Source organism: Shimia sp. MIT910701, assembly GCF_047126315.1.
Classification (GTDB): domain Bacteria; phylum Pseudomonadota; class Alphaproteobacteria; order Rhodobacterales; family Rhodobacteraceae; genus Shimia.
Genome location: NZ_CP138953.1, coordinates 3245722 through 3271714, shown reverse-complemented (window position 1 = coordinate 3271714; position 25993 = coordinate 3245722). Strand labels below are relative to the sequence as shown.

Here is a 25993-nt window from a genome sequence, read left to right as displayed (position 1 = left end):
TTGTCCGCACTCAGCTCAGCGCGGCGCAAAAGGTCTGAATGCGCGTGCAGGCGGTTTTCAGGGCTTCGTCCGAAGTGGCATAGCTGATCCGGAAGTTTGGCGACAACCCAAAGGCGGCGCCAAAGACCACGGCCACGTCCGCCTCTTCCAGAAGCGCATTGGCAAAGGCTTCGTCATTCTCGATCACGGTACCTTTGGGGGTGGTTTTGCCAATCAGCCCAGCGATGGAGGGATAGACGTAAAACGCGCCTTCCGGTGTCGGACAGGAGATGCCGTCGATCTGGCTCAGCATGTCGATCACCAGATCGCGGCGGCGTTTGAAGACCACATTGTTGGGTTCCAGAAACGCTTGCGTGCCATTGAGTGCCTCAACGGCGGCCCATTGGCTGATCGAGCACGGGTTGGACGTGCTTTGCGATTGCACTTTGCGCATTGCGGCGATCAGTTCGACGGGGCCAGCGGCATAGCCGATGCGCCAGCCGGTCATGGCGTAGGCTTTGGACACGCCGTTGCAGGTCAGAGTGCGCTCATAGAGGCCAGGTTCCACTTCCGCCGGGGTGCAGAACTCAAAACCGTCATAGGCGAGGTGCTCATACATGTCGTCGGTCATCACCCAGACATGGGGGTGGCGCATCAGCACGTCGGTCAACTCTTTGAGCTCTTCGCGCGAGTAGCCCGCACCGGTCGGATTGGACGGCGAGTTGAAGATCAGCCATTTGGTTTTGGGCGTGATCGCGGCTTCCAGCTGATTGGCGGTCAGTTTGAATTTGGTTTGCAGCGAGGTCTCGGCAATCACCGGGGTGCCGCCCGCGAGCAGCACCATGTCCGGGTAGCTCACCCAGTAAGGGGCCGGGATGATGACTTCGTCGCCTTCGTTCAGCGTGGCCATCAGCGCATTATAAAGCGTCTGTTTGCCGCCGGTGCCCACAGAGACCTGCGCCGGGGTGTACTCCAGACCGTGGTCGCGCTTCATCTTGGCACAGACGGCCTGCTTCAGCTCTGGAATGCCATCAGGCGCAGTGTATTTGGTTTTGCCTGCGGCAATGGCCGCCACGGCGGCGTCTTTGATGTTTTGCGGCGTGTCAAAGTCGGGCTCGCCGGCGGAGAGGCCAATCACGTCGCGACCTGCGGCCTTCAGCTCGGCGGTCTTTGCTGTCATGGCGATGGTCGGGGACGGTTTCACGCGGGACAGGGTATTGGACAGGAAAGACATTTGGGCCTCGTTTGTAATCACTGGCTCCATGTCTTAGGGTGCGCGCGAATACCGTTCAAGGTGGAAACCAAAGGAATGTAGATGTCACAGGACCAAGTAGAGCCGCTGACCGATGAAGGCTGGTATGGCGAGGATGTGGCGACCTTTGGCGATCGCCTGGCGGCGGCGCGTGAGGCGGCGGGGCTGAAGCAGGGAGAACTGGCAAAGCGGCTGGGGATCAAGCGCGGCACGCTGGCCAATTGGGAAAGCGATTTGAGTGAGCCGCGCGCCAACCGACTGTCGATGATGGCAGGATTGCTCAACGTTTCCGTGGGCTGGTTGCTGACCGGTGACGGTGACGGCGTGGAGATGCCCGGCGACGAAGAGAGTGCCGACACGGATTTGCTCGCGATTGTGCAGGAAATCCGCGTGATCCGCAGCCGCATGAAAAATGATCTTGAAAAACTCGCGCGCTTAGAAAAGGCGCTGCGCAACAAAGTGTGACGACAATGGACATCCCCAAGCCTGCGCCGAATCCGGCAAATGAGACCCACGAGAATCGTCTGAAACGCATGAAAATGCGTTCTATGCGGCGGGGCATCAAAGAAATGGACATCATTCTTGTGCGCTATGCAGAGGACAATTTGTCCGACATGGATGCGGCGACGCTCGATCTCTATGATGCGCTGCTGCATGAGAATGATCAGGATTTATATCAATGGGTTACGGGGCAAAAACCGGCGCCTGATCACTTTTCCGCGATGATTTTGGACATTTCCAAAGCCATCAGTGGCCCAAATTGACGCGAATTTGTGACGTCTTTTGGACGGTTTAACCTCTTGTTGGGCTTTTTCGGCCAATCTGTTTGCTAGACAAAGCTGACGGAGAACAAGAATGAGCTTTCATTCATCTATGGAAAGCGGGACAGAGCAGTCGTTTATGGCTGATTACCTGGACTCGCTGGCGCTTGTCGAGCGCCTGCACCGGCTGTTGCTGGATGTGATCAAAGACGAGTTTGAGCGTGTTGGGGTTATCGAAATTAACGCGGTACAGGCGTTGCTGCTGTTTAACATTGGCGACAATGAAGTGACTGCGGGCGAACTCAAGACACGTGGGTACTATCAGGGCTCCAACGTGAGTTATAACCTGAAGAAGCTGGTGGATGCGGGCTATATGCATCATCAGCGTTGCGAAATTGACCGCCGCTCTGTGCGCGTGCGCCTGACCGACAAAGGTCGTGAAATCCGTGACGTGATTTCCAAGCTGTTTGCGCGCCATGCCGAAGGTTTGCAGGCCAAAGGTGTGCTGGGCGACGACGGGATTGAACAGATCACACACGCTTTGCGCCGTGTGGAGCGTTACTGGACCGACCAGATCCGCTACATCTACTAACATCCCCGGACACCCTAGAAAGGGGAATCCGCGGCTTTTGCGCGTCCGCCTAGAAAGGCTTGGCGCGCTTTTCCTTTTGTGGGTGTCCAGTTTTTCTTGCCGTTTGGGCTGATCCAGCCTGCGCGGCATTTCTTTTGGGCGCCACACTGCCACGCCTGAAGTGCCGATACGGTTGGAAGGGTTACGGGCGCATGTCCAGCTGTCCCAAAACTGTGACCGAGAGTTCCCGCGACAGTTTGCGGCGCATGGCGTTTTCGAAATCGTCAAAGCCATCGGCGACTTCGACAAAAGCGTCTGGTCCTTGGATCAATTCGCGGGTGTAGTAGGCCACCATGTCGCCCGGTTGCGCGGCGAGGTCCGCCGCTTTTTCGCCAAAGGTTTCAATGGCGAGAGCATTTACGATCACGCCGTCGAGGGGGAAAGCGTCATAGGCTTGCTTGGGTGTGAACCCATCATTGTTTTCGCCATCTCCACTCACATCCAGGACCTGCACGTCACAGTCCGGCGCGTCGCGAAACAGGCGGGCGGCATGGCCGACAGCGTGACCCAGCGCTGTGGGGAATTCGGTGGTGGACCGTTTTGAGAGGGCCAGTTTGGCGGCGCTTTCCAGCAAAGTCTGGCGGCTGTCTATCACCGTCCAGTCCAGCAGGGTGCTTTGCTGGGTGCGGCCGCTCCATTCATAGACCGAGAAGGCCACGGATTGCGGGCTGCTGAGAAAGGCGGCTTGGATTTCAGGGGCAGTGAGCGCAGCGGCAAGGCCGCGGCGTTGCAACATGTCCTCATGCGCATCAACGGAAGAGCTGACGTCCAGCGCCAGCAGCAGAGCGATGCGGCACGCAGAGGGGGTGTTCGCGGCAGAGTGGAGAGGGGAGGCCCAGAGGGCCATCCCTAAAAGCGCGATAGAGGCCGCGCGGCGGATCACCAGTGACCGGTGCTCTCCATGCTGGCCCATGGCTCAGCGGGTGCAAGGGCGTCGCCTTGCTGGAGCAGCTCGATTGAAATGTTGTCGGGGGAGCGCACAAAGGCCATGCGGCCATCGCGCGGCGGGCGGTTGATCACCACGCCGTTGTCGGCGAGGTGCTGGCACATCTCGTAGATGTTGCCAACCTCATAGGCGAGGTGGCCGAAGTGACGGCTGTCAGACGGCAGGCCTTCGTCGCCGTCCCAGTTGTAGGTTAGTTCCAGTGGTGCATCATGGTCGCCATCTGCGGCCAGATAGACCAGCGAGAAGCGGCCTTCTTCGCTGTCATAACGTTTGATTTCCTTGAGGCCAAACAGCGCATAAAACGCCATGGAGGCTTCCAAATCCGCGACGCGGACCATCGTGTGCAGGTATTTCACGTGCATCTACAGGTTCCCTTGTTGGTGTTGGCGCTATCAAAGCACGGAGTGCGGCGGAGAATCCAGCGCGAATTCTAGCCTCACAGGGCTGTGATGGTGCGCCTCTCGTCGGGGGCCTGATTTGCAGGCGCTGGCCGGCCTCTATCTCGTTGAATTTGGCGCCCGGTTGCGGCACGATGGCGGGACCACAAGCAGATTAAGGCAGAGCAGACCTTGCAGCAGTATCACGACGCGCTTCGCACCATTCTGGATCAGGGCGAAGAGTCCACCGACCGCACCGGCACCGGCACGATTTCTTATTTTGGCATGCAGGCGCGCTATTCCCACGCGGATGGCTTCCCGCTGGTGACCACAAAGAAGTTGCACCTGCGCTCGATCATTCATGAGCTGCTGTGGTTTTTGTCAGGCGACACCAACATCAAGTACCTGAAAGACAATGGGGTGCGGATTTGGGACGAATGGGCGGATGAAAACGGCGATCTTGGGCCTGTCTATGGCTATCAATGGCGGTCGTTTCCGACGATGCAGGCGTCCGGCATTGCCCACGAAGGTGAGCCGCTGTTTGTGAAGACAGGTGTGGATCAGATTGCCAATCTGGTGGAGATGATCAAAACCGCGCCCGATAGCCGTCGTCTGATTGTGTCGGCCTGGAACCCGGGGGATGTGCCACAAATGGCGCTGCCGCCGTGTCACACCATGTGGCAGGTGCGGATCATCAACGGTAAGCTGCATCTGCAGCTGTATCAGCGCAGCGCGGATATGTTCCTTGGGGTGCCATTTAACATTGCGTCTTATGCGTTGTTGCAGGTGATGCTGGCACATGTGACCGGTTATGAGCCGGGGGACTTTGTGCATTCGATTGGCGATGCCCATATCTATTCGAACCACATGGATCAGGTGAATTTGCAACTCTCACGCACACCAAAGGCTTTGCCGCAGCTGCGGATCAAACGGGAGGTGAGTTCGATTTTTGATTTCACCTACGATGATTTTGAGTTTGTGGGCTACGACCCCGACCCAACCATCAAAGCGGCCGTGGCGGTGTAATTATGATTTCACTGGTTGTTGGACGGGCGCGCAACGGGGCGATTGGGCGGGACGGCGACATTCCGTGGTTCTTGCCTGAAGATTTGAAGACATTTCAGCGGGAAACGCTTGGCGGGGCGATCATCATGGGGCGGGCCACCTGGGTGAGCCTGCCAAAGAAACCACTGCCGAAACGGTTCAATATTGTTGTGTCTTCTCAGCCAGATGCGGCGGAGGTAGTGGTGCCAAGCGTGGCGGAGGCAGTGAAGCTGGCCTATGCGGAGGGCTATCATCGGGTCTATGGCATTGGCGGGTTTGGCATCTACTCAGAGATGCTGCCTTTGGCGGATCGTTTGTTGATTTCCGAGGTGGATATGGACGTGCCAGATGCGGACACGTTTTTCCCGGAGGTGGACCTGGCGCAGTGGCGTTTGGCGTCGTCGCGGGGGCTGCCTGGGGAGGGGCCAAAGTGTGAGGTTTGCGAATATCTGCGCCGCTAACGGCTGCGCAGTTCGACCCGAAACACATTGTTTCGCAGCAGGAAATTGACAGTTTCCGCGTCTTGGCAGTAGGTTAGCAGAAGTTAACCACGTTGTTTCAGCATTTGGAGCTTGGGCCTTATGACGCGTATTTCTTTGATTGCAGCCGCAGTGACCTTGTCCGTAGCCGCGCCGGTGGCGGCGCAAACCTGGAGCAGCAATGCGCCAGTGATTGGCCCAGTAAACCAGCCTGAGGGGGTGCTGATGCATCCGTATCCGGCGGCTGCGAACTATTGCCCAAGCGGGCTGCAGCCGGTGACCATGGGCGGTGTGATCTGCTGTGGCAACCCGACAACCGGCGAAGTCTATTACAACGCTGGCGGCAGTCGTAAGCGCAGCTACAGCATGAGCTGCCCGCCTGGCACCAAAGGCTGTTCCTAAGCCGCACCAAAACACAACGCGCGCCACAGGGGCGCGCGCTCGATGCAGAAAGGGGCGCGTAATGGCGCCCCGATCTTGTTACAGAAGTTTGAGTTCACCCGCCATGTCGCGGCCGTCTCGACCTTGGGTCATTTCAAATTCAACTTTTTGATTGTCCGACAGGCCTTTCAGACCGGAACGTTCAACAACGGAAATATGGACAAAAACGTCCTTTCCGCCTTCTTCTGGCTCAATGAACCCGAAGCCTTTGGTGGTGTTAAACCACTTTACGGTACCGCGTGGCATACCGTTCTCCTCTATATTCACTTTTAGTCGATCCGGGCTGGGGCCCGGAGGCGCAAGAAATCACTAGATCTGAAAGCACGTTTTCAGAGGCACGAAAAAAATTGCACCACCTAGAGGATTGCATGGCTCCCGAAAAAATCAAGAAAAACCGCCGTGAATTTCAAAATCAATTGGTTTAAGTCTCAGAAGAAACAGGAAAAAGGGCTCGAGATGACGACGCTTTATGGACTCAAAAATTGCGACACTTGCCGTAAGGCGCTGAAATCATTAGGAAGTGTTGAGTTTGTTGATGTGCGGGCCGACGGAGTGCCACAGGTGACGCTTGAAGCGGCATTTGAGATGTTTGGGGCGGCACTGGCGAACACGCGCTCAACCACATGGCGAAACCTGAGTGAGGAAGAACGGGCGAAACCGGTTTTGGAACTGATTGCTGAGCATCCCACTTTGATGAAGCGGCCGCTGATTGAGCGGGACGGCGTGCTCTATCTTGGCTGGGGCAAGGACACGCAAGCCGCCTTGGCATAATTAAAAAGCCCGCGCTGGTGTGGCGCGGGCTTTAGTAGATTGTGATGGTGGTTCAGGCGGGGTTGCGGCGCTTAAAAATTGCGTCGATGGAGATGGGGCCAGCGCCTTTCAGGACCATTACAGCGAACAGGAAGACCCACATTATACGCTGGTCGATCAGGGCTTGGGCGCTGTCAAATAGGGAGCCAAGCGCAACGCCGTGGCCGGTGACGTCGACGATGGTTTGCACGGCGACAAACCCAATCATGCCAATGGCAGCTAGGCGGGTCAGCAAGCCGAGGATGATCAGCACAGGCAGGACAAATTCCGCAACGGTGCCGGCCAGGATCACAAGGCGCTGGAAGACCGTCATTTGTGTGACGTCCCAGACCACGGCTTCGGCGGCTTTGGGGAAGATCTGACCAAAGGCACCCGCAGACGGCGAGAAGATCGAGCCGTCGATTTTCAACATTGCAGAGTTCCAGAAGTAGAAGAACAGCACCATTAGGAAGGTCAGGCGGGCCAGGGTGGGCACAAGCCAGTCGAGCCGATCAAGGCGATCAATGAGGTCTTGGTATAGCGCGATCAGATTGGACATTTAGACCTCCGAAGTTTGCGGAATAGTAAGGTATGTCAGGGCGTTGCCTGACAGAAGTAAAGTAAGGATGGCGCCAAGGTCGAAGGCGGCATCCGCCTCTGTGGCTTTGGCGGCGGCAATGCCCAACGGGTCACCGGCCATCAAGCTTTGCAGGCAAGCGAGACCGCCTGGCGGCAGGGCGTGTGGTTCCGGGTCAAACTCGCGGCGCAGGATGATCACATCCTGAGCGACGGCGTCAGGCTTTGGCCCGTTCTGCATATTGAAGGCCCAGATGGCGTGCAGCGGCCACGGGGAGCTCAGCACGCTGACAGCGGGTGCGAAAGTGAACGTGACCTCGCCGAGGTTCTCGGGCGGTACAGAGGCCAGCGCATCGGCGGCAATGGGAGTAGCGTCGGCGGCGTGGTAGCTTCGACGCAAAGCCAGTTCGAGCTCTGCCACGTCGCCGAGGTATCCGAGGTGGGCCAGTGGCTCAAAGCTGCGGAGGAACTCTGGAAACCCCGCGCCGTAGTGCATCATCAGCGGTGAGGCGGGGGGCGATTGGCGCAGGAAGATGCCGGCAATTGCGTTGAAGTTTTGCTCTCCGATCAGTTTAGCGATGGTTGGGAACCCAGTGGCCAAGGCGTCGGTCAGGGAGACGGCCACGTTGTTGCGATAGACGTCAAAGCGGCGGCCAGCCGGGCGCCCTTCGGCGTCTGACAGGCCCAGCGGGCGGTCTTGTTGACCGTCCGAAATGGCGCTGCGGAAGGTGGTTTGGGTGACAGTCATGCGGTCACCTTGGACAGTGCGGTTTCCGCACGCTCTGCCTCGGCGTGAAGGATGGGCCATTCCGGCACATCGGTGTCCCATTCGATCAGAATGGGGCGGGGACCGGACAGGGACAGGGTGTGATCCAGCAAAGCCCAGACCGGGTCCACAACCGGAGCGCCGTGGCTGTCGATCAACAGCGGTTGGCCGTGGTCATCCTCATCTTCGTCGTGACCGCCGAGGTGAATTTCCCCCACATGTTCAAGCGGATAGTCGGCGATGTATTGTTTGGGATCGTAGTTCAGGTTGGTGGCGGAAACAAAGACGTTGTTGACGTCAAGCAGTAGTCTGCAACCGGAGCGTTTGGCAACTTCGCGCAGGAAATCCGGTTCTGACCAAGTGCTTTCGTCGAAGGCAAGATAACTTGAAGGGTTCTCCAGCATCATCTGGCGACCAATGGTATTTTGCAGTTCGTCAATGTGGTCGCTGACGCGGGCTATCGTGGACTCGGTGTAGGGCAGTGGAAGCAGGTCATTGAGGAACGCGCCGTCGTGGGTGCTCCATGCGAGATGCTCTGAGAACACGGTGGGGTTCAGCCAGCCAACCAGGTGTTTCAGGCGGGCAAGATGCTCCGGATCAAGGCGACCTTCACCACCGATCGATAGACCAACCCCGTGCACGGAGATGGGAAATCGTTCCGTGAGTTGGCGCAGCTGTGCGATAGGTCGACCGCCATCTCCCATGTAGTTTTCGGCATGAACCTCGAGCCAGCCAACGGTACCAGGGTTCTCAATCAAGTCGCTGTAATGCTGTGGCTTATAGCCGACACCGGGCAGATTTGGCAGTCCTTCTGGGGAAAATGGCGCATCATACATTTGATTGGTCCTTATGAAGGCAAGTCGCGAGGCAAAGACTCAAGCGACGGTGTGCGGGGGGTGCCGTCCGCCATGTCTGGCAGGTCGATGGAAAGGCAAGTGCCAGCGTCCACAAGACTCCAGGCGTTGCCTTGGTAATCAACGGTGGAGGTGCCTGCGCAGGTCGTTCCGGGGCCAGCGGCGCAGCCGTTTTCGCCTGCTTTTGCGATGCCAAAACACTTCTCTTTCTTACCTGCCTCCGCAGGCGCGGTTTGGAGCGCGAGCGCGGTGGCGACAGCACCGATGAGGGGAAGTGTTTTGGTGGAATTGGTCATGGTTTTTGGTCCTGAAACATAGGCATTGAGGGCAACGAACGTGCGCTCAGGGACAGTATGGCATTTTTTGTATGTTTTGGGGAGGTTAGGTGAAGCCCCGGAGACCCGGGGCTTCGAAAGTCTGACTTAGGACTTTGGCAGGTCGCGGTCCAGCGCTTCCAGAGAGCCCATGCGGGCTTTGCCGTCTGCCATGGCAGGCAGTTCCATGCCAACACAGGTGCCCGCGTCAACCAGTTTCCATGCGTTGCCCTGGTAATCGGTTGTGGAGGTGCCGGCGCATGTGGTGCCTGGGCCTGCGGCGCAGTCGTTCTGACCTGCGAGGGAAACGCCGTAGCACTTCTCTTTTTCAGCGGCCACTGCGGTGGTGGCGTGTGCGGACAGGGCTGCTGCTACGGCGCTTGCAACTGCGAGGGTTTTTACGGTGTTGGACATTGGTTCTCTTCCCTTGTGTATGTCTAAAACTCGGCCGCCTAGCTGATCTGTTTGTGATCCATTGCTCGGTGGCATGAGTAAAGATTAGGGGGAAGCTGTGTTGAAACGCCAATCACGGGGCTGTGTGTCACAGATGCGTTAGATGGCGTGACGGTTTCGTGAAGATTCCAGCGCTGGAAGGTTGGTTTTCCGCTCAAATTGAAACAGGCGCGCCCGGTTTCCCGTAACGCGCCTGCTCAAATGTTGCAAAAGCCGTCATACCAAATCGGGCGGGGTCGCCTCTTGTGACAATTGGCTCACGATTTCGTCCAAAGACTGGACTTTGCTTTGCTTTTCGCCAAGGCGGCGGGTGGATACGGTGCGCTCCTCCACCTCTTTCTTACCAATGGCCAAGATCACCGGTACTTTGCCCAACGAATGCTCGCGGACTTTGTAGTTTATCTTCTCGTTGCGCAGATCGGCTTCGGCCTGCACACCTGCAGCCTTGAGTGCGGCGACAACTTCCATGCAGTAGTCATCAGCGTCGGACACAATGGAAGCCACAACCACCTGACGCGGGGCGAGCCAGAACGGCAGTTTGCCTTCCCAGTTCTCGATCAAGATGCCGGTGAAACGTTCCAACGAGCCAAAGAGCGCACGGTGCAACATAACCGGCGCAACTTTGTCACCGTTTTGGTCAACATAGGTCGAGCCAAAGCGTTCAGGCAGGTTGTAGTCTACCTGCAGAGTGCCACACTGCCAGTCACGACCAATGGCGTCGCGCAGGACGTATTCGAGCTTTGGACCATAGAAAGCACCTTCGCCTTCAAAGATCGTGTAGCTCATGCCTGCACGTTCCAGCGCGGTTTTCAGCGCGCCTTCGGACAGATCCCAGCTTTCGTCAGAGCCGATGCGGTTTTCAGGGCGTGTCGAAAGCTTGACGTGCACATTTTCAAAACCGAAGTCTTTGTAGATCGATAGGATCAGGTCGTTGACCTTCAGACATTCGTCGGTCAGCTGCTCTGGCGTACAATAAATATGCGCGTCATCTTGCGTGAAGCTGCGCACGCGCAACAGGCCATGCAACGCGCCAGACGGTTCATAGCGGTGCACTTTTCCAAACTCCGCGATCTTCATTGGAAGGTCGCGGTAGCTGCGCAATGTGTGGTTATAGACCATCATATGGCCTGGGCAGTTCATCGGCTTGAGCGCATAGTCACGCTCGTCATGGGTTTTGGCCAAGAACATGTTGTCCATATAGTTGAACCAGTGGCCAGAAGTTTCCCAAAGCTGGCGGTCCATGATGTCGGGTGTGTTGACCTCTTCATAGCCAGCAGCTTCCTGACGGCGGCGCATGTAAGCGATGAGGTTTTGGAATACGCGCCAACCAGCGGGGTGCCAGAAGACTGAACCCGGTGCGTGCTCTTCAAAGTGGAACAGGTCCATCTCACGGCCCAGCTTGCGGTGGTCGCGTTTGGCGGCCTCTTCCAGCATGTGCAGGTGGGCTTTGAGATCTTCTTTGTTTTTAAACGCCACGCCGTAAATACGCTGCAACATTGCGCGGTCGCTGTCACCACGCCAGTAAGCGCCTGCCACGGACATTAGTTTGAAGCCGTCTGCTGGTACCTGACCGGTGTGTTGCAGGTGTGGACCACGACAAAGGTCTTGCCAATGGCCGTGCCAATACATGCGCAGCGGCTCATCGCCGGGAATGCTGTCGATCAGCTCCACCTTATAAGGCTCGTTGTTGGCCTTATAGTGCGCAATTGCGCGGTCGCGCTCCCAGACTTCGGTTGTCACAGGGTCACGTTTGTTGATGATCTCTTTCATCTTCTTTTCAATGACGCCGAGATCTTCTGGCGTGAACGGCTCTTCGCGGTCGAAGTCATAGTACCAGCCGTTTTCGATCACCGGCCCAATGGTGACTTTCACGTCTGGCCAGATCTCTTGTACGGCGCGCGCCATGATATGGGCGCAGTCGTGCCGGATCAGCTCGAGCACCTCTGCTTCGTTGTCTTTGACCGTGTTGATCGCAATGGTCGCGTCCGCATCAATTGGCCATTGCATGTCCCAATGCTGACCATCCACGGTTGCGGAAATGGCCTTTTTGCCAAGGGAGGTGGAGATCGACAATGCGACCTCGGCAGGGGTGACGCCGCTCTCGTAAGAACGTGCATTACCATCAGGAAAAGTAAGGGAAATTTCGGCCATTGGCTTCAAGCTCATCGTCAGTTTGGCGCCCACGGAACGCCCGGTTGCGGGTATATGGTTCGCGGACTTCATGAACTTTGCGGCAGGGCAAGTCAAGCAGGGTTTATCCCATCTCCGCAGAGGGTTAAGGTCAAGTCAAATTAGGGAGAAACAAAAAGCCATGAGCGTCACGCAGTTTTTTGACACGCCGCAGGGACGGCGCATTGCCTACCACAAAAGCGGCGACACAGGCCCAACGGTGGTGTTCCTGGGTGGGCTGAAATCTGACATGGAAGGCACCAAGGCGGTACATCTGGAAGCCTGGGCGCAGGCGCGTGGGCAGAAGTTTTTGCGGTTTGACTACTCCGGTCATGGCGAGAGCAGCGGCGCGTTTGAGGATGGCTGTATTGGTGATTGGCATGAAGACACGGTTGCGGCGATCACCGCGCTGACCGAAGGCCCGTTGATTATGGTTGGGTCGTCGATGGGCGGCTGGCAGGCACTGTTGTTGGCCAAGGCTATGCCGGAGCGCATTGCGGGGATGGTGACCATTGCCGCTGCGCCGGATTTTACCGAGGACAGCTATTGGGCTGGGTTTACACCTGAGCAGAAAGCGCAGCTTGAAGCGGAAGGGCAGGTGGCGCTGCCGTCCGATTATATGGAGCCCTACATCATCACCAAGCGCATGATTGAGGATGGTCGCTACCGGCTGGTGCTGCGCACGCCGTTGGCGTTGCCGTTCCCGGTGCGGTTCCTGCAAGGCACGGAGGACTCGGCGGTGGACAGCTCCGTGGCCTATCGCTTGCTCGATCACGCGGAAGGAGAGGATATTCAATTGCTTATGGTCAAAGGAAAGGATCATCGCTTCTCTGATCCAAATTGTCTAAAATTGATTGAAAGTAAGGTTGAGGAGGCGATTTTGGCCCCTCAAGTTTCACAATGAGAACATTTGGGCGTTTTTTAGGTCGGCTGCTTCTGGTTGTGGTTTTGTGCGTGGGGGCGGTTTTTGTTTTTGGCCCTTATGAGCAGATATCCTTGACGCCCACGGTGCAGGATGCCGACATCGGCGCGGATGTAGACGCGTATTTCGCTGCGCAGGAAGCGCGGTTTGAGGACATCACCCCGGGCACGGAAAAGCGGGTGATCTGGCATGCGGCGCGCGATGAAAAAACGCCTTTGGTGCTGGTTTACGTGCATGGGTTTTCGGCCACGTCTGAGGAAATCCGCCCGGTGCCGGATCGGGTGGCCGAGGCGCTTGGTGCAAACTTGGTTTACACCCGGCTTCAGGGGCACGGACGTGACGGGGCGGCATTGGCGCAAGCCACGGCGCAGGGCTGGGTCAATGATTTAGCGGAAGCCTTAAACGTGGCGCGTCGGATTGGCGATGATGTGGTGGTGATGGGAACATCCACCGGAGGCACTGTGATGGCGGCGTTGGCGGATCAGCCCGACGTTATGGCAGATGTGAAAGGCATGATCTTTGTATCTCCAAACTTTGGGATCAAATCGCCTGCTGCCAAATTGCTGACTTGGCCAGCAGCGCGTTATTGGGTGCCTGTCGTGGCCGGAAAAGATCGCTCTTTTGAGCCGGCAAACGCGGCCCACGCGACCTATTGGACACATGCGTACCCAACAGTGGCCGTCATGCAGATGGCTGCTTTGGTGAAAGAGGTGTTTGAAAAGGACCATGGGAAAGCGCTGGTGCCATCGTTGTTTTGGTTCTCCGAAGGTGATCAGGTTGTAGAGGCAGCCCGCACGCAGGACGTGGCGACACGCTGGGGTCGGGAGGCTAGAGTGGATATTCAAAAACCAATGGCGGGGTCAGACCCTCAGGAACATGTGATTGCTGGAGACATTCGATCCCCTGCCGAAAACGAACGTACGATTGAGGCTTTTGTGCGATTTATCAATGGATTGAAGTGATGAGTTTAAGTGTTCAAAAGCTGGGCCAACGGGTGAGTTTGATCACTCTGGCTGTCAAGGAAGTGCAAGCTTCTGCACGGTTTTACGATGCGCTTGGATGGCAACGCGCCACCGGGCCGGATGATCCGGAAGAGGTGGTGGCGTACAACCTGATTGGCCAAACCCTGGGACTTTATTCCAAAGCAATGCTGGCGGAGGATTTGGGCATTCCGGAAGACGCCATCGGCGGGTTTTCTGGCATGACGCTGTCACACAATGTGCACACCAAAGAAGAGGTTGCGCCACTTTTGGAGCTGGCCGTTGCCGCAGGTGGACGCATTCTGAAGCCGGCAGGTGACATCTTCTGGGGTGGGCACATTGGCTATTTCTGCGATCCAGATGGCCACGTGTGGGAAGTCGCGTTCAATCCGTTTTCGCCACTGGCCGAAGATGGCGCGTTTCGTTGGGGCGGATATGGCGCTGAGGCTTGACCTAGAGGGCCGCTCTGTCACAGTGACGGACAACAAAAAGACCAGATAAGGGGTTGAGCATGCAGGAACCTATCGTTCTGCTGCCTGGGATGATGTGTGATGCGCGGCTGTTTGCGCATCAGGTCGCGGATTTGTCGAAAGATCACATGGTGACGGTGGCGCCGATCACGCAAGGGGAGCGGATCAGAGAGATTGCTTCGGCGTTGATCCCGCATCTGCCGCCTAAGTTTGCGCTGGCCGGTCTGAGCATGGGCGGCATCGTGGCGATGGAATTGCTGCGCAAGATCCCGGAGCGGATCATACGGATTGCCTTTATGGACACGAATCCTTTGGCCGAAACCCCTGCGACGGCGGCCACTTATGAGCCCATGATTGTGGGGGCGCGGGCCGGGCGGCTGGACGAGGTTTTGGCAGGTTTTATGCGGCCTGAGTACCTGGCACCGGGTCCACAGCGCAACGAGGTGCTGGGCAGGGTGCTGGCGATGGGCCGCAGCCTGGGGGCGGAGACGCTGGTGCGCCAAGCGCGGGCGTTGCAGCGGCGGCCGGACCAACAGGGCGCTTTGCGTCGATGTAAATGTCCGGCGCTGGTGTTATGCGGCGAGCATGACGGGCTGACGCCAGTGAAACGACACAGCTTTATGGCGGAGCTGATCCCCTATGCCGAGTTGGAGATCATTCCGGGTGCGGGGCATTTGCCGACTTTGGAGCAGCCGGAACTGACCACGCAGGCGTTGCGCAAGTGGATGGAGCAGCCACTGGTGTTACGGTGAGCCGCGCGCCGCGCGATCTTAAAGGCAAGCTGCAGCGGTTTCGCGCCTGGGTGCGTTTGCGGGTGCCGCCGGGGTTTCGCTTGCTGCTTGGTATCCTGCTGATTGTCTTCGGGATTTTTGGGTTCTTACCTGTCTTGGGCTTCTGGATGCTGCCGCTGGGTGTGGCTGTGGCGTCGCTGGACCTGCGATGGCTGCGGCAGACATGGGACCGATTGCGCGGCAAGGACCGCTAGGGGCTCATGTTGCGCAGGATGTCTGCGGCCATCTCAAAAGATTTCAGGCGCGCAGCGTGGTCATGGATCATGCCGGTGAGCATGATTTCATCCGGTTGATAGGTGCCGATCAAGTCACGCAATTGGGTGGCGACCGTGTCTTTGGTGCCGACAGCCGTCACACGGAGCGCTGCGTTGACCAGACGCGCTTCGGCGGGGCTGGCGACGTCTTCAAATTGCGCGACAGGTTTGGGCAGCGGGCCGGGCGTGCCTTTGCGCAGGTTGAGGAAGGCTTGCTGCGGAGAAGTGCGCAGGCGGCGGGCTTCCTGCTCTGAGTCGGCGACAAAAACGTTCACGGCCATCATGAAGTGCGGCGTTTGGGTTTTGCCTGCGGTGAAGCGGTGGCGGTAGAGCTCGGAGGCTTCTTCCAGCGCATCGGGGGCGAAATGCGAGGCAAAGGCATAAGGCAGGCCAAGTTGTGCGGCCAATTGCGCGCCAAACAGGCTGGAGCCCAGAATCCAGATTGGCACATCGGTGCCGTCGCCGGGAATGGCGCGCACGGGTTGGTCGGCGGAGGATTTTTGGAAAAGCCCAAGCAGATCAATGACATCTTGCGGGAAGTGGTCTGCGCCGGTCATGCCGCGCCGCAGGGCAGTGGCGGTTTTCATATCTGTGCCCGGCGCGCGACCAAGGCCCAGATCTACGCGACCTGGATAGAGTGTCGCCAAAGTGCCAAATTGCTCTGCCACGATCAGCGGTGGGTGGTTGGGCAGCATGATGCCGCCTGAGCCCACGCGCATGGATTTGGTTGCCGCCAGAATCTGACCAATGAGTACAGCTGTCGCGGAGGAGGCGATGCCCGGCATGTTGTGATGTTCAGCCACCCAATAGCGGGTGAAGCCCCACTCATCGGCATGACGCGCCAGATCAAGCGTGTTTTGCAGCGCGTCTGACGCAGTTCCGCCCTCGGGAATGGGCGACAGGTCGAGCAGGGAAAAAGGGATCATGGCGCGCTCCGGCTTTCACAGGGTTTCCAGCATATAGAAAGCCAATTGCGGAAAGCTAGGGGGCAGGGCGTGCGGACAAAAGAATAGCGGGCCACAGGGACCCGCTTCTCCGTAAAATTGTCGTGGTGTGTCAGGTGCCGTAGGCCTGCACCGCGCCCATCACATCTTCGGCGGCCCCAGTGAGCGCCCCTGCGATCAGGTCAAGCTCGTCGCGTTTCAGGCGGGCAGGAAGGCGCACGTCACAGGCGGACATCAGCATGGCGCGGGTCTGTGGAAGCTCTTGCTTTTCGGGCACAAACTGCCAGTTCCAGAAGGCGCGGGCATTGTCGATGGATTGGCCAAAGACCTGCACTTTGATGCCGCGCGCATTGGCGGCTTCCTGGAAGGCCAGGATCTGCGTGTTGTCCATGCCTTCGAGGTTGAACTGAATGGAATCCGGCGCGCGCTCTTCCGGTGTCAGCTTTTCGGGCACTTGCAACCAAGGCGAGGCATTTAGCAATCCGGCGACATAGTCGTGGTTGGCGCGGCCATCGCGCACGCGGCGGGGGACTTCGTCCAGTTGAGGGCGAATGATGGCGGCGGCGAGGTTGGAGAGACGCAGGTTGTAGAGCGGCAGTTGGTTCTGCCAGCGGGCAAAGGCCGTTTCCAGTTCGCCGGTGTTGTCGCCTTCAGGCGCTTTGTGCTTTTTCCAGTTGTGCTCATAGGCACCGGACATAATCACCGCGCGGGCGATCAGGTCGGCGTCATCTGAGACCATGATGCCGCCTTCGCCGGAGTTGACCAGCTTGTAGGATTGGAAAGAAAAGCAGCCCACTTTGCCAATGGTGCCGATGTTGCGGCCATGCCATGTGGTGCCAAGGCTGTGGGCGGCGTCTTCGATCACAGGGATGTTGCGCGCTTCACAGAGGTCCTTGATGGCGTCCATGTCAGAGGTGTGGCCGCGCATGTGGCTGATGATCACGGCCGAGATGTTATCATCCAGCCGCGCTTCAAAGTCAGCGATATCAATGCGGTAGTTTGTGCCGACTTCACACAGTACCGGCACCAGATCAGCGTGCACAACGGAGGAGGGCACAGCGGCGAAGGTGAAGCCAGGCAGCAGCACGCGCGCATCGCGTGGCAGGTCCAGTGCTTTCAGCGAGAGAAAGAGCGCGGCGGAGCAGGAGGATACAGCCAGCGCGTATTTGCTGCCCAACATAGCGGCGAATTCCGCTTCCAGCAGGGCAACAGGTGCGTTTTCAGCAGCGGTGTAGCGGAACAGGTCGCCGGTTTGCAGGAGGCGCTCGATTTCCTCACGGGCGGACGCCGGAATTGGTTCGGCGTCATACACATTGGGTGGCAATTTCATAGTTTTCAACTTTCTTAAGTTGGGATTTCGAAAACATAAAACAATGTGCCGTGACAAGGAAGGGTAAACACAGCTGCGGGTGTGAAACTTCGATGAATAAATGTCGCGGTGGGATCAGACGCCAAGCCGGTCGCGCAGGGCGTACCAAGTCATCGCCAACGCCAGTAGAGGACTGCGCATTCTGGCGCCACCGGGGAATGGTGTCGCGGGCACGCGGGCCATGGTGTCAAAGCCCTCAGCTTCGCCGCCAAGCGCCATGGCAATCAAATGCCCTGCGTGGGTGGCGGTGCCAACGCCGTGGCCGGAATAGCCGGAGGCGGAAATCACATTGGGGGCCAGGCGGCGCAGATAGGGCATGCGCTTCATGGTGATCGCGAGGGTTCCGCCCCAGGCGTAGTCGATGCCGATGTCTTTGAGGTGCGGGAAGATCTCAACCATGGGTTTGCGCACGGTGGCCGCAATGTCGGTGGGGAAGGTGTAGCCATAGCTTTCGCCACCGCCAAACAGCAGGCGATTGTCGTGGCTGAGGCGGAAGTAGTTGATGACAAACTTGGTGTCCGCCACAGCCACATCACGCGCCAGAACCTTGGCGACATCCGCGCCCAAAGGTTCGGTGGCGGCGATGAAGTTGTTGATCGGCATGACGCGGCTGGCGACTTTGGGCTCCAGATCGCCGAGGTAGCCATTGCAGGCCAGCACGAGGTGATCGGCCGTTACGGTGCCTTTGTCCGTGGTGACGGTGACTTTGCTGCCGTGGTCAATTTTGGTCACGCGGGAGGTTTCATGGATGGTTGCGCCTGCGTCCGAGGCTGCTTGGGCGAGGCCAAAGGCGAAGGCCAGCGGGTGCAAGTGACCCGCACCCAGATCCAGTGAGCCGCCGACATATTTGGGCGAAGGGCAGATCGATTGCAGCGCGTCGCGGTCCAGAGGTTCGATCTGGTCATAGCTATAGCGGGTTTGCAGGTGCTCGGCATACTCGTGTTCTTCGCGTACCTCTTTCGCGGAAAAACAGGCGTGGGCGATGCCGGGTTTGTAGTGGCAGTTGATATTATGTTTGGAGATCAGACCTTTGACGAGCTCTTTGGAGTCTTCTGCCAGCTGCCAGAGCTTGGTGGCATCGTCCTGTCCAACCAGTTTTTCCAGCCCGTCCTGTTCCATGCGTTGGCCGGAGCCGAGCTGCCCGCCATTGCGCCCGGAAGCGCCAAACCCCACGCGGTGGGCTTCCAGTAGGACCACGTCAAAGCCGCGTTCGGCCAGATGCAAGGCCGTGGAGAGACCGGTAAAGCCGCCACCAATCACGCAGACATCTGCTGTGCGCGCGCCTTCCACTGGGGCAAAAGGGGGCAGCGGCTTGGCCGTCGCCGTATACCAGCTGTCAGGATAGTGACCTGTGCGGTCATTGGCATCGAGCAGGTTCATCGTGCCCCTCGCTTTCTCTTTCTGAAAATACCTCCGCCGGAGGCAGCGGGTTGGCCGCTGGCCAACCGCTTGGCTGTTACACGTTCAGCAATAGGTGCTCGCGCTCCCATGGGGAGATGACGGCGAGGAATTCCTCGTACTCCGCACGCTTCACGATGGAGTACACGCGTGCAAAGTCCGGTCCCAGAATGTCGTGTAGATCCTTGGCTTCGTCAAACAGATCCAAAGCGCCGCCCAGGATACGTGGAATGGCTTCTTCACCGTCGTATGCGTCGCCCTTGAATTGCTTGTCGGGGCGCTCTTGCTCTAGCAGGCCAAGGTAGCCACAGGCCAGCGAGGCCGCGATGCCTAAGTAGGGGTTGCAATCCATACCGGCGATGCGGTTTTCCACGCGGCGGGCTTGTGGCGAGGAAATCGGGATGCGGATGCCGGTGGTGCGGTTGTCTCGCGCCCATTCCAGATTGATTGGGGCGGCGTGATCGCGCACGTAGCGGCGATAGGAGTTCACATAAGGCGCCATGACGGCGATCGCGGCGGGCAGGTGGTTCTGCAGGCCAGCGATAAAGTGGAAAAACGCGTCCGTTTCTCCGCCCTGAGGACCGGAGAAGATGTTCTGGCCGGTTTCCGTATCCACAACCGAGTGATGGATGTGCATGGCCGATCCGGGTTCGTCTTCGATCGGTTTGGCCATAAAGGTGGCGTAGCAATCGTGGCGCAGCGCGGCTTCACGGATCAAGCGTTTGAAGTAGAAGACCTCGTCCGCCAGTTTAAGCGGATCGCCGTGCACCATGTTGATTTCGAGCTGACCAGCGCCGCCTTCCTGTGTGATGCCATCGATCTCAAAGCCTTGGGCTTCGGCAAAGTCGTAGATGTCGTCGATCACCGGGCCAAATTCGTCCACGGCGGTCATGGAGTAGGCCTGACGTGCGGCGGCAGGGCGGCCTGAGCGGCCCATCATCGGTTTGATTTCCTGCCGCGGGTCGGTGTTGCGGGCCACAAGGAAGAATTCCATCTCCGGCGCCACGATGGGCTCCCAGCCTTTGTCGCGGTAAAGCTGGATCACGCGTTTGAGCACGTTGCGCGGGGAGAATTCGACCGGGGTTCCATCCAAATTATAGGCGTCGTGGATCACTTGCAGCGTCCAATCGGCGGTCCAAGGCGCGGCGGTGGCGGTGGACCAATCCGGGCGCAGGATCATGTCTTTTTCGATAAAGCCTTCGTCTCCGGCGGCTTCACCCCAACCGCCGGTAAGCGTCTGGTAGAAAATGGAATCTGGGAGGTGGAAATACTCTTGGCGGGCAAATTTGGTGGCCGGTACGGCTTTGCCGCGGGCAATCCCCGGAAGGTCGGAGATGATGCATTCAACTTCGTCGAGACGGTGGCCCTCCAAATAGGCGCGGGCGGCGTCTGGGGTTTTGGAAAGCCAGTCGGATTTGGGGGCGTTCATCGGGGGCGCTCCTGTCGGAAGAAGTCTGCAAATTGATCTGCAATGGTTTGACTGTTGGTCGGCTCATCAAGGTCGTCGATGGCGGCGTCGAGGATGTCGTCTGGCACCACGCCGCGGCCGCGGGTGTTGATCAGGCCGTCGACAAAGTCGGCGGAGAATTCAGGGTGGGCCTGCACGGTGAGGGCGCGGTCTCCATAGAGAATGGCTGCGTTCTTGCAGAAATCGTTGGAGGCGATGGTCACGGCGCCGGGAGGGAGTTCGGTGACCTGGTCCTGGTGCCAGGCGTTCATCGACAGTTCTGTACCGGCGAAGTCGTAGGTTTGATGGCCCACAGCCCAGCCGCCGTCGAATTTTTCCACTTTGCCACCAAGGGCTTGGGCGATGATCTGATGGCCAAAGCACACGCCGACAATTGGGATGTTTTGTGTGACGGCTTCCCGGATCAGATCCTCCAGAGGGGGGATCCAAGGGTGGTCTTCGTAGACGCCGTGTTTGGAGCCTGTGATGAGCCAGCCGTCGGCGTCGGTGACGGCTTCGGGGAATTCTCCGTCCACAACTTTGTAGCCAGCAAATTCAAAATTCTGCCCGGAAAGCAGGGACTTAAACATCTCGATGTAGTTGCCGTACTGCGGTTCAAGCTCTTCAGGCGCGTGGCCGGTCAGAAGGATGCCGATTTTCATGTGTCACCAGAATTTGATCAAATTTATGGTAGCGGGAGACAGGCGCTCGCGCAAGCGTGTCATACACGCTCCAGATAGGTTTTCCAGCGGACCGCTGCGTCGATCTCGGCGAGTTTTCGCGCCTCTTGGCGTTTGGTCATCACCAGATTGTCGATCAGCTGCTTTGGCAGGCAGCGCGCGATAAAGGCGTCACTTTCAAACAGCGCAATGGCGTCGTCCCAGCTTTGGGCCAGTTGCGGCAGGTCCTGCGCATAGGCGTTGCCGCTGGTTGGGTTTGGGGGCTGCAAACCTTCCGCGATGCCTTCGATGGCGGCGCCAAGGATGGCGGCGAGCATCAGGTAGGGGTTCACATCCCCCCCGGAGACCCGATGTTCGATGCGGCGGGCGGCGTTGGGGCCACCGGGAATGCGGATTGCAGCGGTGCGGTTTTCGTAGCCCCAGCACACGGTTGTGGGGGCGTGGGCGCCGGGTGCAAAGCGGTCATAAGACGGCCCGTGTGGCGCAAAGATCAGGGTCGAGGCGCGCATGGCCTCTAGGCAGCCTGCTACAGCGGACTTCAGCAGGTCGGAGCCTTCTGCGGTGCCATCGTCAAAGACGTTTTTGTCGTTCTCATCCACAACAGAAAAATGCACGTGCATGCCGTTTCCGGCGTCATCGCCGTAAGGTTTGGCCATGAAGGTGGCGGCAAAGCCATGGTTGCGGGCGGTTTCACGCAGCAACTGCTTGATCAGCAAGGCATCGTCGGCGGCTTTCATCGCGGTTTGGTGGTTGAGGGTGACCTCAAACTGCCCCACGCCGCCTTCGCAGGTCATGGTTTGCAAAGGGATGCCCATGGCCGCAGCGCCATCGTAGATGTCGCTGAAAAAGCCATCAAAAGCATCAAGTTCCGAGACGCTGAGGATCTCAGATGCGTCGAGTTGGCGGCCATTGCGGGGGTGCTTTGGCGGTACAAGATGCGCGCCGCTGTCGTCCACCAGCGTGAATTCCATTTCGGTGGCGGCCACCACGGTCCAGCCGCGGGCGGCGTAGCGTTCCAATACGGTGGCCAGAGCCTGAATCGGGTCGCCCATGAAGGGGCTGCCGTCTTCGTTGGTCATGCCCATAAGGACCAATTGGGATGGTGTCTTGAGCCATGGCATCGGTACGGCGCCGCGGGGGGACGGGGTGAGCACGCCATCGGCGTCGCCGCTTTCAAAGACCAGCGGGCTGTTCTCGATGTCACAGCCCCAGATGTCCAGATTGAGGGCGGAGAGGGGCAGACGCGCGCCGCCTTTGTCGAGTTTTGCGAGATGTTCAGACGGCAGTCGTTTGCCGCGCAATTGGCCGTTGAGATCTACTGCGCCAATCCGGAAGGTTGCGCTTTGTGCCGGGTCCATGGGTCACCATTTCGATAATTTGATCAAAATATCGGGGGCGCGGGATGAATTGTCCAGAAGAATTTTTAGCAGCCATTTTCCACGTCGGTATTGCGTCTGTATCGCGACTGTATTGCGGAGGTGGCGTAAATGCAGAAACACCCGCCAAGTTTTGGCGGGTGTTTTGCAGATTTTCAGGTGGTCTGACCTCGATTAGCGGATCAGATTTGGTCGTACCCGCAGCTTTTTCACAGACGCCTGAGGCAGGTGTTTGTTCAGGCGTTTGTTGACCAGGCCGAAGATCCAGATGATCACCAGTGTGAGCATGATGAAATACATCGCCAGGATCGGATAGGGCACAAACGGGTTGTAGGTTTTGTCCGCAAAGTAGTTTGCATAGTAGAGCGCGTCGCCCTGTTGCCGCCAGGCCGGGAAGCCGGAGAAGAACACCAGCGTGGTGGCGTGGAACAGGAAGATGGCTTCGTTGGTGTAGGCCGGCCACGCCAGGCGCATCATGGTTGGGAACATGATGCGGCGGAAGCGGAACCAGCCGGTGATGCCATAGGCGTCCGCGGCTTCGATGTCGCCTTTCGGGATGGACCGCAGAGCGCCATAGAAAATCTCTGCCGAGTAGGCTGAGGTGTTCAGGAACAGCACAATCAACGCGCCCAGTGCCGCCGAAGACAGCGGGTTGAAGATCGGCGAGACGCCTTTGAGCGAGAGGAACAGGAAGTAGCCAAAGAAGAACTGGATAAACAGCGGGCTGCCCCGGAAGAGGAAGATGAACCACTCTGCCGGTTTGCGGGCCCAGTAGTTGTTGGAGTTTTTGGCCACCGCCAGAAGATTGGCAAAGAAGAAGCCGGTCAGCACGGCGAGCACGCCATAGTAGACGTTCCAGATCAGGCCGGAGCCAATCAGGGTGAAGTGCTCACACAGGGTGAAGTCCGTGCGCGGCAACATGCGCTCGCCATAGCCCAGAGAGCGGAAGGCGTAGTTCTGAATGGTGTCGATACAGCTCATGCCGCGCTCCCTGCTTTGCGTTGGGCTTCACCGTCGATGGTGGCCTGACCATGGGACAGGCGCTTGGTGATGCGTGCGAGGACAACCTCGGAGACGCGGGTGAAGAGCAGGTAGAAAATCAGCAGCGCAAGGAAGTACCACATGCGCCAGTCGCCGTGCGGGTAGTCAGTGAAACGGGCGGTCTTGGACGCGCCGAGATCACGAGCCCAGTAGACGATGTCTTCGACGCCGAGCAGGAACAGCAAGGGGGTGGCCTTGATCAACACCATCCAGAGGTTGGACAGGCCGGGCAGGGCGTAGATCCACATTTGCGGCATCAGGATGCGCCAGAAGGTCTGGCGCGGGGTCATGCCATAGGCCTCGGCGGTTTCCAGCTGTGGCCGGGGCACGGCCTGCATGGCGCCAAACAGGACGTTGGCGGCAAAGGCGCCAAAGACGATGGCAAAGGTGAAGACCGCCAGCCAGAAGCCATAGATTTCGTGAATCCATTGGGGCGAGGAACTAAGCGGCATTTTGGCGATGTCACAGACGAGGAACTCGCCGCCTTGGCGGACCGGTTCCGTCCAGTCGGGACATTTGACCTTGTGGCGCATCCATTCGATCGCTTGATCCAGCGCAATCACAAAGAAGAGGAAGAAAGCGATATCCGGCACGCCGCGCACAATGGCGATGTAGCCCTTGCCAAACCAACGCACGAGGAAGAAGCGCCCGCGGGCGGCCATGGCGCCACCGAGGCCAAACAACAGCGCGGTTGGGGCGGTGATTGCCAGCAGCAACAGCACCGTGCCAAACGAGGCGTAGAAGGCCATGTGCTTCCCGGTGGTGAGATAGCAGTTAAGCCAGGACAAACCTTCTAGGACCGAAGGATCTGAGCAATAGGCAAAAATGGCTGGCCTCTTTCGTCTGATCTTGGGGGCAGTGTGGCCGCGCAGGGCGGTCCGCCGGGTGGGAAAAGGGGGAGCCAACGCCCCCCCTTAAGTGGTTTGCAAATGGGGAAGGCTTAGAACTTGCCTTCGATTTCCCACTTGTCCAGCAGGGTGTTCAGCGTGCCGTCTGCCTTCATGGAGGCGATGGCTGCGTCGAACTTGCCGCGCAGTTCGTCGTCAGACTCGCGGAAGGCCATACCGATGCCGCCGCCGAGGTATACGTCCTCGATGAAGGTCAGGTCGGTTTCAGCCACAAATGGCGCCAGGAAGTCTTTGTCCGCCATCACGGCGTCCACTTCGCCCGCGTTCACAGCTGCGATGGTTTCATCTGGGGTGTTGAATTCCACCAGAGTTGCGCCAGTGGTGGCCACGTGGCTGGACTGGATGGTGCTGGTTTGCGCAGCAACGATGGCGGAGTTCACGTCAACGTCGGCAGACAGAGCTGCATATGCGGATGGGGATGGGCGGGTGTAACCTTGGGTGAAGTCCATGGTCTCTTCACGCTCATCGGTGATGGACATGCCTGCGATGATGGCGTCGTAGTTGCCGGACTGCAGGTTCGGAATGATGCTGTCCCAGTCGTTGGTGACCCACTCGCAGGTCAGCTCCGCGCGTTTGCAGAGCTCGTCGCCCAGCTCACGCTCAAAACCGTCGACTTCACCAGCGTCGTTGATGAAGTTGTATGGAGGGTAGGCGCCCTCGGTGCCAAGGCGCACGGTGTCGGCCATGGCGAAGCCTGCGGTCAGCGCCAGTGCGGCGGTGCTCAGGATCAGGTTTTTCATAGTATTGCTCCCTATGGTTGGTTGTTTTTATGCGGCGGTTGAAGACAGGAACTGTTTCAAACGCTCGGATTTTGGGTTGCCGAACAATTCGTCCGGCGCGCCTTGTTCTTCGATCAGGCCTTGGTGCAAAAACACAACGTGATCAGACACATCGCGGGCCATTTTCATGTCGTGGGTCACGATCATCATGGTGCGGCCTTCTTCGGCCAGCGCTTTGATCACACGCACAACTTCTTGTTCCAGCTCCGGGTCGAGCGCCGAGGTGGGCTCGTCAAACAGCAGCGCTTCAGGCTCCATCGCCAAGGCGCGGGCAATGGCGGCGCGCTGTTGCTGGCCACCGGAGAGCTGCGCCGGGTAGGCGTCGTGTTTGTCGGCGATGCCCACTTTGTTCAGATACGCATGCGCGGCTTCTTCCACTTCCCCCTTGTCGCGGCCCAACACGGTGACTGGCGCTTCCATCACATTTTGCAGGATGGTCATGTGGGACCACAGGTTGAACTGCTGAAACACCATCGACAGGTTGGTGCGGATGCGCAGGATCTGTTTGGGATCAGAGGGCTCACGGCCATGGCCGGTGCCTTTCCAGGTCACAGGCTCGCCTTTGAAGAGGATCTCGCCCTGTTGGCTGTGCTCCAGAAGGTTGGCGCAACGCAGGATGGTGGATTTGCCGGAACCAGACGAGCCAATCAGCGACACCACATCGCCGCGGTGCGCGGTGATGTCCACGCCCTTGATAACTTCGAGATTGGCATAGGCCTTGTGCAGGTCGCGGATTTGCAGAACGGGCGTGGCTTCGCTCACAGTGTCCCCATCAGTATTGGGTTAATCATTGGTTGCCCAAT

At 58.4% G+C, this 25993-nt stretch carries 32 protein-coding genes; 12 read left to right on the top strand and 20 right to left on the bottom strand.

Going from position 1 to position 25993, the window contains the following annotated elements:
- Positions 1 to 10: 10 nt before the first annotated feature.
- Positions 11 to 1213 (bottom strand): pyridoxal phosphate-dependent aminotransferase, encoded by a 1203-nt coding sequence (locus SIB38_RS15870; protein ID WP_294114562.1) that lies wholly within the window; start codon positions 1211 to 1213, stop codon positions 11 to 13.
- A gap of 81 nt (positions 1214 to 1294) precedes the next feature.
- Here SIB38_RS15870 and SIB38_RS15865 point away from each other — a divergent pair, with 81 nt between their 5' ends.
- The 3 genes from SIB38_RS15865 (at position 1295) to SIB38_RS15855 (ending at position 2584) form a co-directional block, all read left to right on the top strand.
- Positions 1295 to 1696: a helix-turn-helix domain-containing protein gene (locus tag SIB38_RS15865; protein WP_294114420.1), complete on the top strand. Its 402-nt coding sequence runs from the start codon at positions 1295 to 1297 to the stop codon at positions 1694 to 1696.
- Positions 1697 to 1701: 5 nt separating this feature from the next.
- Complete coding sequence (locus SIB38_RS15860; protein ID WP_294114421.1) at positions 1702 to 1995, top strand: succinate dehydrogenase assembly factor 2; 294 nt, start codon at positions 1702 to 1704, stop codon at positions 1993 to 1995.
- A gap of 91 nt (positions 1996 to 2086) precedes the next feature.
- Positions 2087 to 2584 (top strand): MarR family winged helix-turn-helix transcriptional regulator, encoded by a 498-nt coding sequence (locus tag SIB38_RS15855; protein ID WP_294114422.1) that lies wholly within the window; start codon positions 2087 to 2089, stop codon positions 2582 to 2584.
- Positions 2585 to 2765: 181 nt separating this feature from the next.
- Here the strand turns inward: SIB38_RS15855 and SIB38_RS15850 are convergent, their stop codons facing one another.
- Both SIB38_RS15850 and SIB38_RS15845 read right to left on the bottom strand, forming a co-directional pair.
- Positions 2766 to 3536, bottom strand: coding sequence for a DUF1194 domain-containing protein (locus tag SIB38_RS15850; RefSeq protein ID WP_412550593.1), 771 nt, complete (start codon positions 3534 to 3536; stop codon positions 2766 to 2768).
- Positions 3503 to 3931: a VOC family protein gene (locus tag SIB38_RS15845; protein ID WP_294114426.1), complete on the bottom strand. Its 429-nt coding sequence runs from the start codon at positions 3929 to 3931 to the stop codon at positions 3503 to 3505. The genes SIB38_RS15850 and SIB38_RS15845 overlap by 34 nt, the downstream gene beginning before the upstream one ends.
- Positions 3932 to 4138: 207 nt before the next feature.
- Here SIB38_RS15845 and SIB38_RS15840 point away from each other — a divergent pair, with 207 nt between their 5' ends.
- The 3 genes from SIB38_RS15840 (at position 4139) to SIB38_RS15830 (ending at position 5871) form a co-directional block, all read left to right on the top strand.
- A complete protein-coding gene (locus tag SIB38_RS15840; RefSeq protein ID WP_294114428.1) occupies positions 4139 to 4972 on the top strand; it encodes a thymidylate synthase in 834 nt (277 codons plus the stop codon).
- Positions 4973 to 4974: 2 nt separating this feature from the next.
- Entirely contained in the window at positions 4975 to 5451 is a 477-nt protein-coding gene (locus SIB38_RS15835) for a dihydrofolate reductase (RefSeq protein WP_294114430.1), read from the top strand.
- Between the two features lie 120 nt (positions 5452 to 5571).
- Positions 5572 to 5871 (top strand): hypothetical protein, encoded by a 300-nt coding sequence (locus tag SIB38_RS15830; RefSeq protein WP_412550592.1) that lies wholly within the window; start codon positions 5572 to 5574, stop codon positions 5869 to 5871.
- Between the two features lie 78 nt (positions 5872 to 5949).
- On the opposite strand, the gene SIB38_RS15825 is transcribed toward SIB38_RS15830, so the two are convergent.
- Entirely contained in the window at positions 5950 to 6156 is a 207-nt protein-coding gene (locus SIB38_RS15825) for a cold-shock protein (protein WP_058240518.1), read from the bottom strand.
- A 210-nt stretch (positions 6157 to 6366) separates the two neighbouring features.
- Here SIB38_RS15825 and SIB38_RS15820 point away from each other — a divergent pair, with 210 nt between their 5' ends.
- Positions 6367 to 6681: an ArsC/Spx/MgsR family protein gene (locus SIB38_RS15820; protein ID WP_294114564.1), complete on the top strand. Its 315-nt coding sequence runs from the start codon at positions 6367 to 6369 to the stop codon at positions 6679 to 6681.
- Between the two features lie 52 nt (positions 6682 to 6733).
- Here SIB38_RS15820 and SIB38_RS15815 read toward each other — a convergent pair whose 3' ends face one another.
- From SIB38_RS15815 to thrS, 6 genes are all read right to left on the bottom strand, one after another.
- Complete coding sequence (locus SIB38_RS15815) at positions 6734 to 7258, bottom strand: DoxX family protein (RefSeq protein WP_412550591.1); 525 nt, start codon at positions 7256 to 7258, stop codon at positions 6734 to 6736.
- Entirely contained in the window at positions 7259 to 8023 is a 765-nt protein-coding gene (locus SIB38_RS15810) for a putative DNA-binding domain-containing protein (protein ID WP_412550590.1), read from the bottom strand. It lies immediately after the preceding gene.
- On the bottom strand, positions 8020 to 8877 hold the full coding sequence (locus SIB38_RS15805) for a DUF692 domain-containing protein (RefSeq protein WP_412550589.1): 858 nt from the start codon (positions 8875 to 8877) through the stop codon (positions 8020 to 8022). Before SIB38_RS15805 ends, SIB38_RS15810 begins: the two co-directional genes overlap by 4 nt.
- Positions 8878 to 8888: 11 nt before the next feature.
- A complete protein-coding gene (locus SIB38_RS15800) occupies positions 8889 to 9191 on the bottom strand; it encodes a DUF2282 domain-containing protein (protein WP_412550588.1) in 303 nt (100 codons plus the stop codon).
- 126 nt (positions 9192 to 9317) lie between these two features.
- Positions 9318 to 9623: a DUF2282 domain-containing protein gene (locus SIB38_RS15795; protein WP_294114451.1), complete on the bottom strand. Its 306-nt coding sequence runs from the start codon at positions 9621 to 9623 to the stop codon at positions 9318 to 9320.
- A gap of 255 nt (positions 9624 to 9878) precedes the next feature.
- Entirely contained in the window at positions 9879 to 11813 is a 1935-nt protein-coding gene (thrS, locus tag SIB38_RS15790; protein ID WP_412552055.1) for a threonine--tRNA ligase, read from the bottom strand.
- Between the two features lie 160 nt (positions 11814 to 11973).
- Between thrS and SIB38_RS15785 the strand changes: the two genes are divergently transcribed.
- The 5 genes from SIB38_RS15785 to SIB38_RS15765 all read left to right on the top strand — a co-directional run bounded on the left by SIB38_RS15785 (position 11974) and on the right by SIB38_RS15765 (position 15188).
- Positions 11974 to 12735, top strand: a complete 762-nt coding sequence (locus tag SIB38_RS15785; protein ID WP_412550587.1) for an alpha/beta fold hydrolase — start codon at positions 11974 to 11976, stop codon at positions 12733 to 12735.
- A gap of 104 nt (positions 12736 to 12839) precedes the next feature.
- Positions 12840 to 13715 carry an alpha/beta hydrolase gene (locus SIB38_RS15780; RefSeq protein WP_412550586.1) on the top strand — a complete coding sequence of 292 codons (876 nt, stop codon included), beginning with the start codon at positions 12840 to 12842 and terminating at the stop codon, positions 13713 to 13715.
- 20 nt (positions 13716 to 13735) lie between these two features.
- Positions 13736 to 14185, top strand: a complete 450-nt coding sequence (locus SIB38_RS15775) for a VOC family protein (protein ID WP_294114566.1) — start codon at positions 13736 to 13738, stop codon at positions 14183 to 14185.
- Positions 14186 to 14244: 59 nt separating this feature from the next.
- Positions 14245 to 14955 carry an alpha/beta fold hydrolase gene (locus tag SIB38_RS15770; protein ID WP_412550585.1) on the top strand — a complete coding sequence of 237 codons (711 nt, stop codon included), beginning with the start codon at positions 14245 to 14247 and terminating at the stop codon, positions 14953 to 14955.
- Positions 14952 to 15188 carry a hypothetical protein gene (locus SIB38_RS15765; protein WP_412550584.1) on the top strand — a complete coding sequence of 79 codons (237 nt, stop codon included), beginning with the start codon at positions 14952 to 14954 and terminating at the stop codon, positions 15186 to 15188. The genes SIB38_RS15770 and SIB38_RS15765 overlap by 4 nt, the downstream gene beginning before the upstream one ends.
- Here SIB38_RS15765 and SIB38_RS15760 read toward each other — a convergent pair.
- From SIB38_RS15760 to SIB38_RS15715, 10 genes are all read right to left on the bottom strand, one after another.
- A complete protein-coding gene (locus SIB38_RS15760) occupies positions 15185 to 16174 on the bottom strand; it encodes an LLM class flavin-dependent oxidoreductase (protein WP_412550583.1) in 990 nt (329 codons plus the stop codon). The two genes, SIB38_RS15765 and SIB38_RS15760, sit on opposite strands and share 4 nt — an antisense overlap.
- Before the next feature lie 130 nt (positions 16175 to 16304).
- Entirely contained in the window at positions 16305 to 17522 is a 1218-nt protein-coding gene (locus SIB38_RS15755) for a DegT/DnrJ/EryC1/StrS family aminotransferase (protein ID WP_412550582.1), read from the bottom strand.
- Between the two features lie 114 nt (positions 17523 to 17636).
- The gene (locus tag SIB38_RS15750) at positions 17637 to 18941 is read right to left on the bottom strand and encodes an NAD(P)/FAD-dependent oxidoreductase (RefSeq protein WP_412550581.1); all 1305 of its coding nucleotides are present in this window, start codon (positions 18939 to 18941) and stop codon (positions 17637 to 17639) included.
- A 76-nt stretch (positions 18942 to 19017) separates the two neighbouring features.
- Complete coding sequence (locus SIB38_RS15745) at positions 19018 to 20388, bottom strand: glutamine synthetase family protein (RefSeq protein ID WP_294114470.1); 1371 nt, start codon at positions 20386 to 20388, stop codon at positions 19018 to 19020.
- Entirely contained in the window at positions 20385 to 21068 is a 684-nt protein-coding gene (locus SIB38_RS15740; RefSeq protein WP_412550580.1) for a type 1 glutamine amidotransferase, read from the bottom strand. The genes SIB38_RS15745 and SIB38_RS15740 overlap by 4 nt, the downstream gene beginning before the upstream one ends.
- A gap of 59 nt (positions 21069 to 21127) precedes the next feature.
- Entirely contained in the window at positions 21128 to 22444 is a 1317-nt protein-coding gene (locus SIB38_RS15735; RefSeq protein ID WP_294114473.1) for a glutamine synthetase family protein, read from the bottom strand.
- Between the two features lie 192 nt (positions 22445 to 22636).
- Positions 22637 to 23443, bottom strand: coding sequence for an ABC transporter permease (locus tag SIB38_RS15730; RefSeq protein WP_294114475.1), 807 nt, complete (start codon positions 23441 to 23443; stop codon positions 22637 to 22639).
- Positions 23440 to 24330, bottom strand: coding sequence for an ABC transporter permease (locus SIB38_RS15725; protein WP_412552054.1), 891 nt, complete (start codon positions 24328 to 24330; stop codon positions 23440 to 23442). The genes SIB38_RS15730 and SIB38_RS15725 overlap by 4 nt, the downstream gene beginning before the upstream one ends.
- A gap of 113 nt (positions 24331 to 24443) precedes the next feature.
- Positions 24444 to 25151, bottom strand: a complete 708-nt coding sequence (locus SIB38_RS15720; protein ID WP_294114477.1) for a transporter substrate-binding domain-containing protein — start codon at positions 25149 to 25151, stop codon at positions 24444 to 24446.
- 27 nt (positions 25152 to 25178) lie between these two features.
- Positions 25179 to 25952, bottom strand: coding sequence for an ABC transporter ATP-binding protein (locus SIB38_RS15715; RefSeq protein ID WP_294114479.1), 774 nt, complete (start codon positions 25950 to 25952; stop codon positions 25179 to 25181).
- Between the last annotated feature and the right edge of the window lie 41 nt (positions 25953 to 25993).

Excerpts from the sequence above, each read along its gene's own strand:
- SIB38_RS15755 (WP_412550582.1), bottom strand. The coding sequence starts at position 17,522 with ATGAAATTGCCACCCAATGTGTATGACGCCGAACCAATTCCGGCGTCC.
- SIB38_RS15855 (WP_294114422.1), top strand. The coding sequence starts at position 2,087 with ATGAGCTTTCATTCATCTATGGAAAGCGGGACAGAGCAGTCGTTTATG.
- SIB38_RS15870 (WP_294114562.1), bottom strand. The coding sequence starts at position 1,213 with ATGTCTTTCCTGTCCAATACCCTGTCCCGCGTGAAACCGTCCCCGACC.
- SIB38_RS15740 (WP_412550580.1), bottom strand. The coding sequence starts at position 21,068 with ATGAAAATCGGCATCCTTCTGACCGGCCACGCGCCTGAAGAGCTTGAA.
- SIB38_RS15865 (WP_294114420.1), top strand. The coding sequence starts at position 1,295 with ATGTCACAGGACCAAGTAGAGCCGCTGACCGATGAAGGCTGGTATGGC.
- SIB38_RS15720 (WP_294114477.1), bottom strand. The coding sequence starts at position 25,151 with ATGAAAAACCTGATCCTGAGCACCGCCGCACTGGCGCTGACCGCAGGC.
- SIB38_RS15830 (WP_412550592.1), top strand. The coding sequence starts at position 5,572 with ATGACGCGTATTTCTTTGATTGCAGCCGCAGTGACCTTGTCCGTAGCC.
- SIB38_RS15800 (WP_412550588.1), bottom strand. The coding sequence starts at position 9,191 with ATGACCAATTCCACCAAAACACTTCCCCTCATCGGTGCTGTCGCCACC.
- SIB38_RS15795 (WP_294114451.1), bottom strand. The coding sequence starts at position 9,623 with ATGTCCAACACCGTAAAAACCCTCGCAGTTGCAAGCGCCGTAGCAGCA.
- SIB38_RS15745 (WP_294114470.1), bottom strand. The coding sequence starts at position 20,388 with ATGAACGCCCCCAAATCCGACTGGCTTTCCAAAACCCCAGACGCCGCC.
- SIB38_RS15750 (WP_412550581.1), bottom strand. The coding sequence starts at position 18,941 with ATGAACCTGCTCGATGCCAATGACCGCACAGGTCACTATCCTGACAGC.
- SIB38_RS15820 (WP_294114564.1), top strand. The coding sequence starts at position 6,367 with ATGACGACGCTTTATGGACTCAAAAATTGCGACACTTGCCGTAAGGCG.
- SIB38_RS15825 (WP_058240518.1), bottom strand. The coding sequence starts at position 6,156 with ATGCCACGCGGTACCGTAAAGTGGTTTAACACCACCAAAGGCTTCGGG.
- SIB38_RS15760 (WP_412550583.1), bottom strand. The coding sequence starts at position 16,174 with ATGATCCCTTTTTCCCTGCTCGACCTGTCGCCCATTCCCGAGGGCGGA.
- SIB38_RS15730 (WP_294114475.1), bottom strand. The coding sequence starts at position 23,443 with ATGAGCTGTATCGACACCATTCAGAACTACGCCTTCCGCTCTCTGGGC.
- SIB38_RS15835 (WP_294114430.1), top strand. The coding sequence starts at position 4,975 with ATGATTTCACTGGTTGTTGGACGGGCGCGCAACGGGGCGATTGGGCGG.
- thrS (WP_412552055.1), bottom strand. The coding sequence starts at position 11,813 with ATGGCCGAAATTTCCCTTACTTTTCCTGATGGTAATGCACGTTCTTAC.
- SIB38_RS15785 (WP_412550587.1), top strand. The coding sequence starts at position 11,974 with ATGAGCGTCACGCAGTTTTTTGACACGCCGCAGGGACGGCGCATTGCC.
- SIB38_RS15850 (WP_412550593.1), bottom strand. The coding sequence starts at position 3,536 with ATGGGCCAGCATGGAGAGCACCGGTCACTGGTGATCCGCCGCGCGGCC.
- SIB38_RS15770 (WP_412550585.1), top strand. The coding sequence starts at position 14,245 with ATGCAGGAACCTATCGTTCTGCTGCCTGGGATGATGTGTGATGCGCGG.
- SIB38_RS15860 (WP_294114421.1), top strand. The coding sequence starts at position 1,702 with ATGGACATCCCCAAGCCTGCGCCGAATCCGGCAAATGAGACCCACGAG.
- SIB38_RS15845 (WP_294114426.1), bottom strand. The coding sequence starts at position 3,931 with ATGCACGTGAAATACCTGCACACGATGGTCCGCGTCGCGGATTTGGAA.
- SIB38_RS15735 (WP_294114473.1), bottom strand. The coding sequence starts at position 22,444 with ATGGACCCGGCACAAAGCGCAACCTTCCGGATTGGCGCAGTAGATCTC.
- SIB38_RS15815 (WP_412550591.1), bottom strand. The coding sequence starts at position 7,258 with ATGTCCAATCTGATCGCGCTATACCAAGACCTCATTGATCGCCTTGAT.
- SIB38_RS15805 (WP_412550589.1), bottom strand. The coding sequence starts at position 8,877 with ATGTATGATGCGCCATTTTCCCCAGAAGGACTGCCAAATCTGCCCGGT.
- SIB38_RS15810 (WP_412550590.1), bottom strand. The coding sequence starts at position 8,023 with ATGACTGTCACCCAAACCACCTTCCGCAGCGCCATTTCGGACGGTCAA.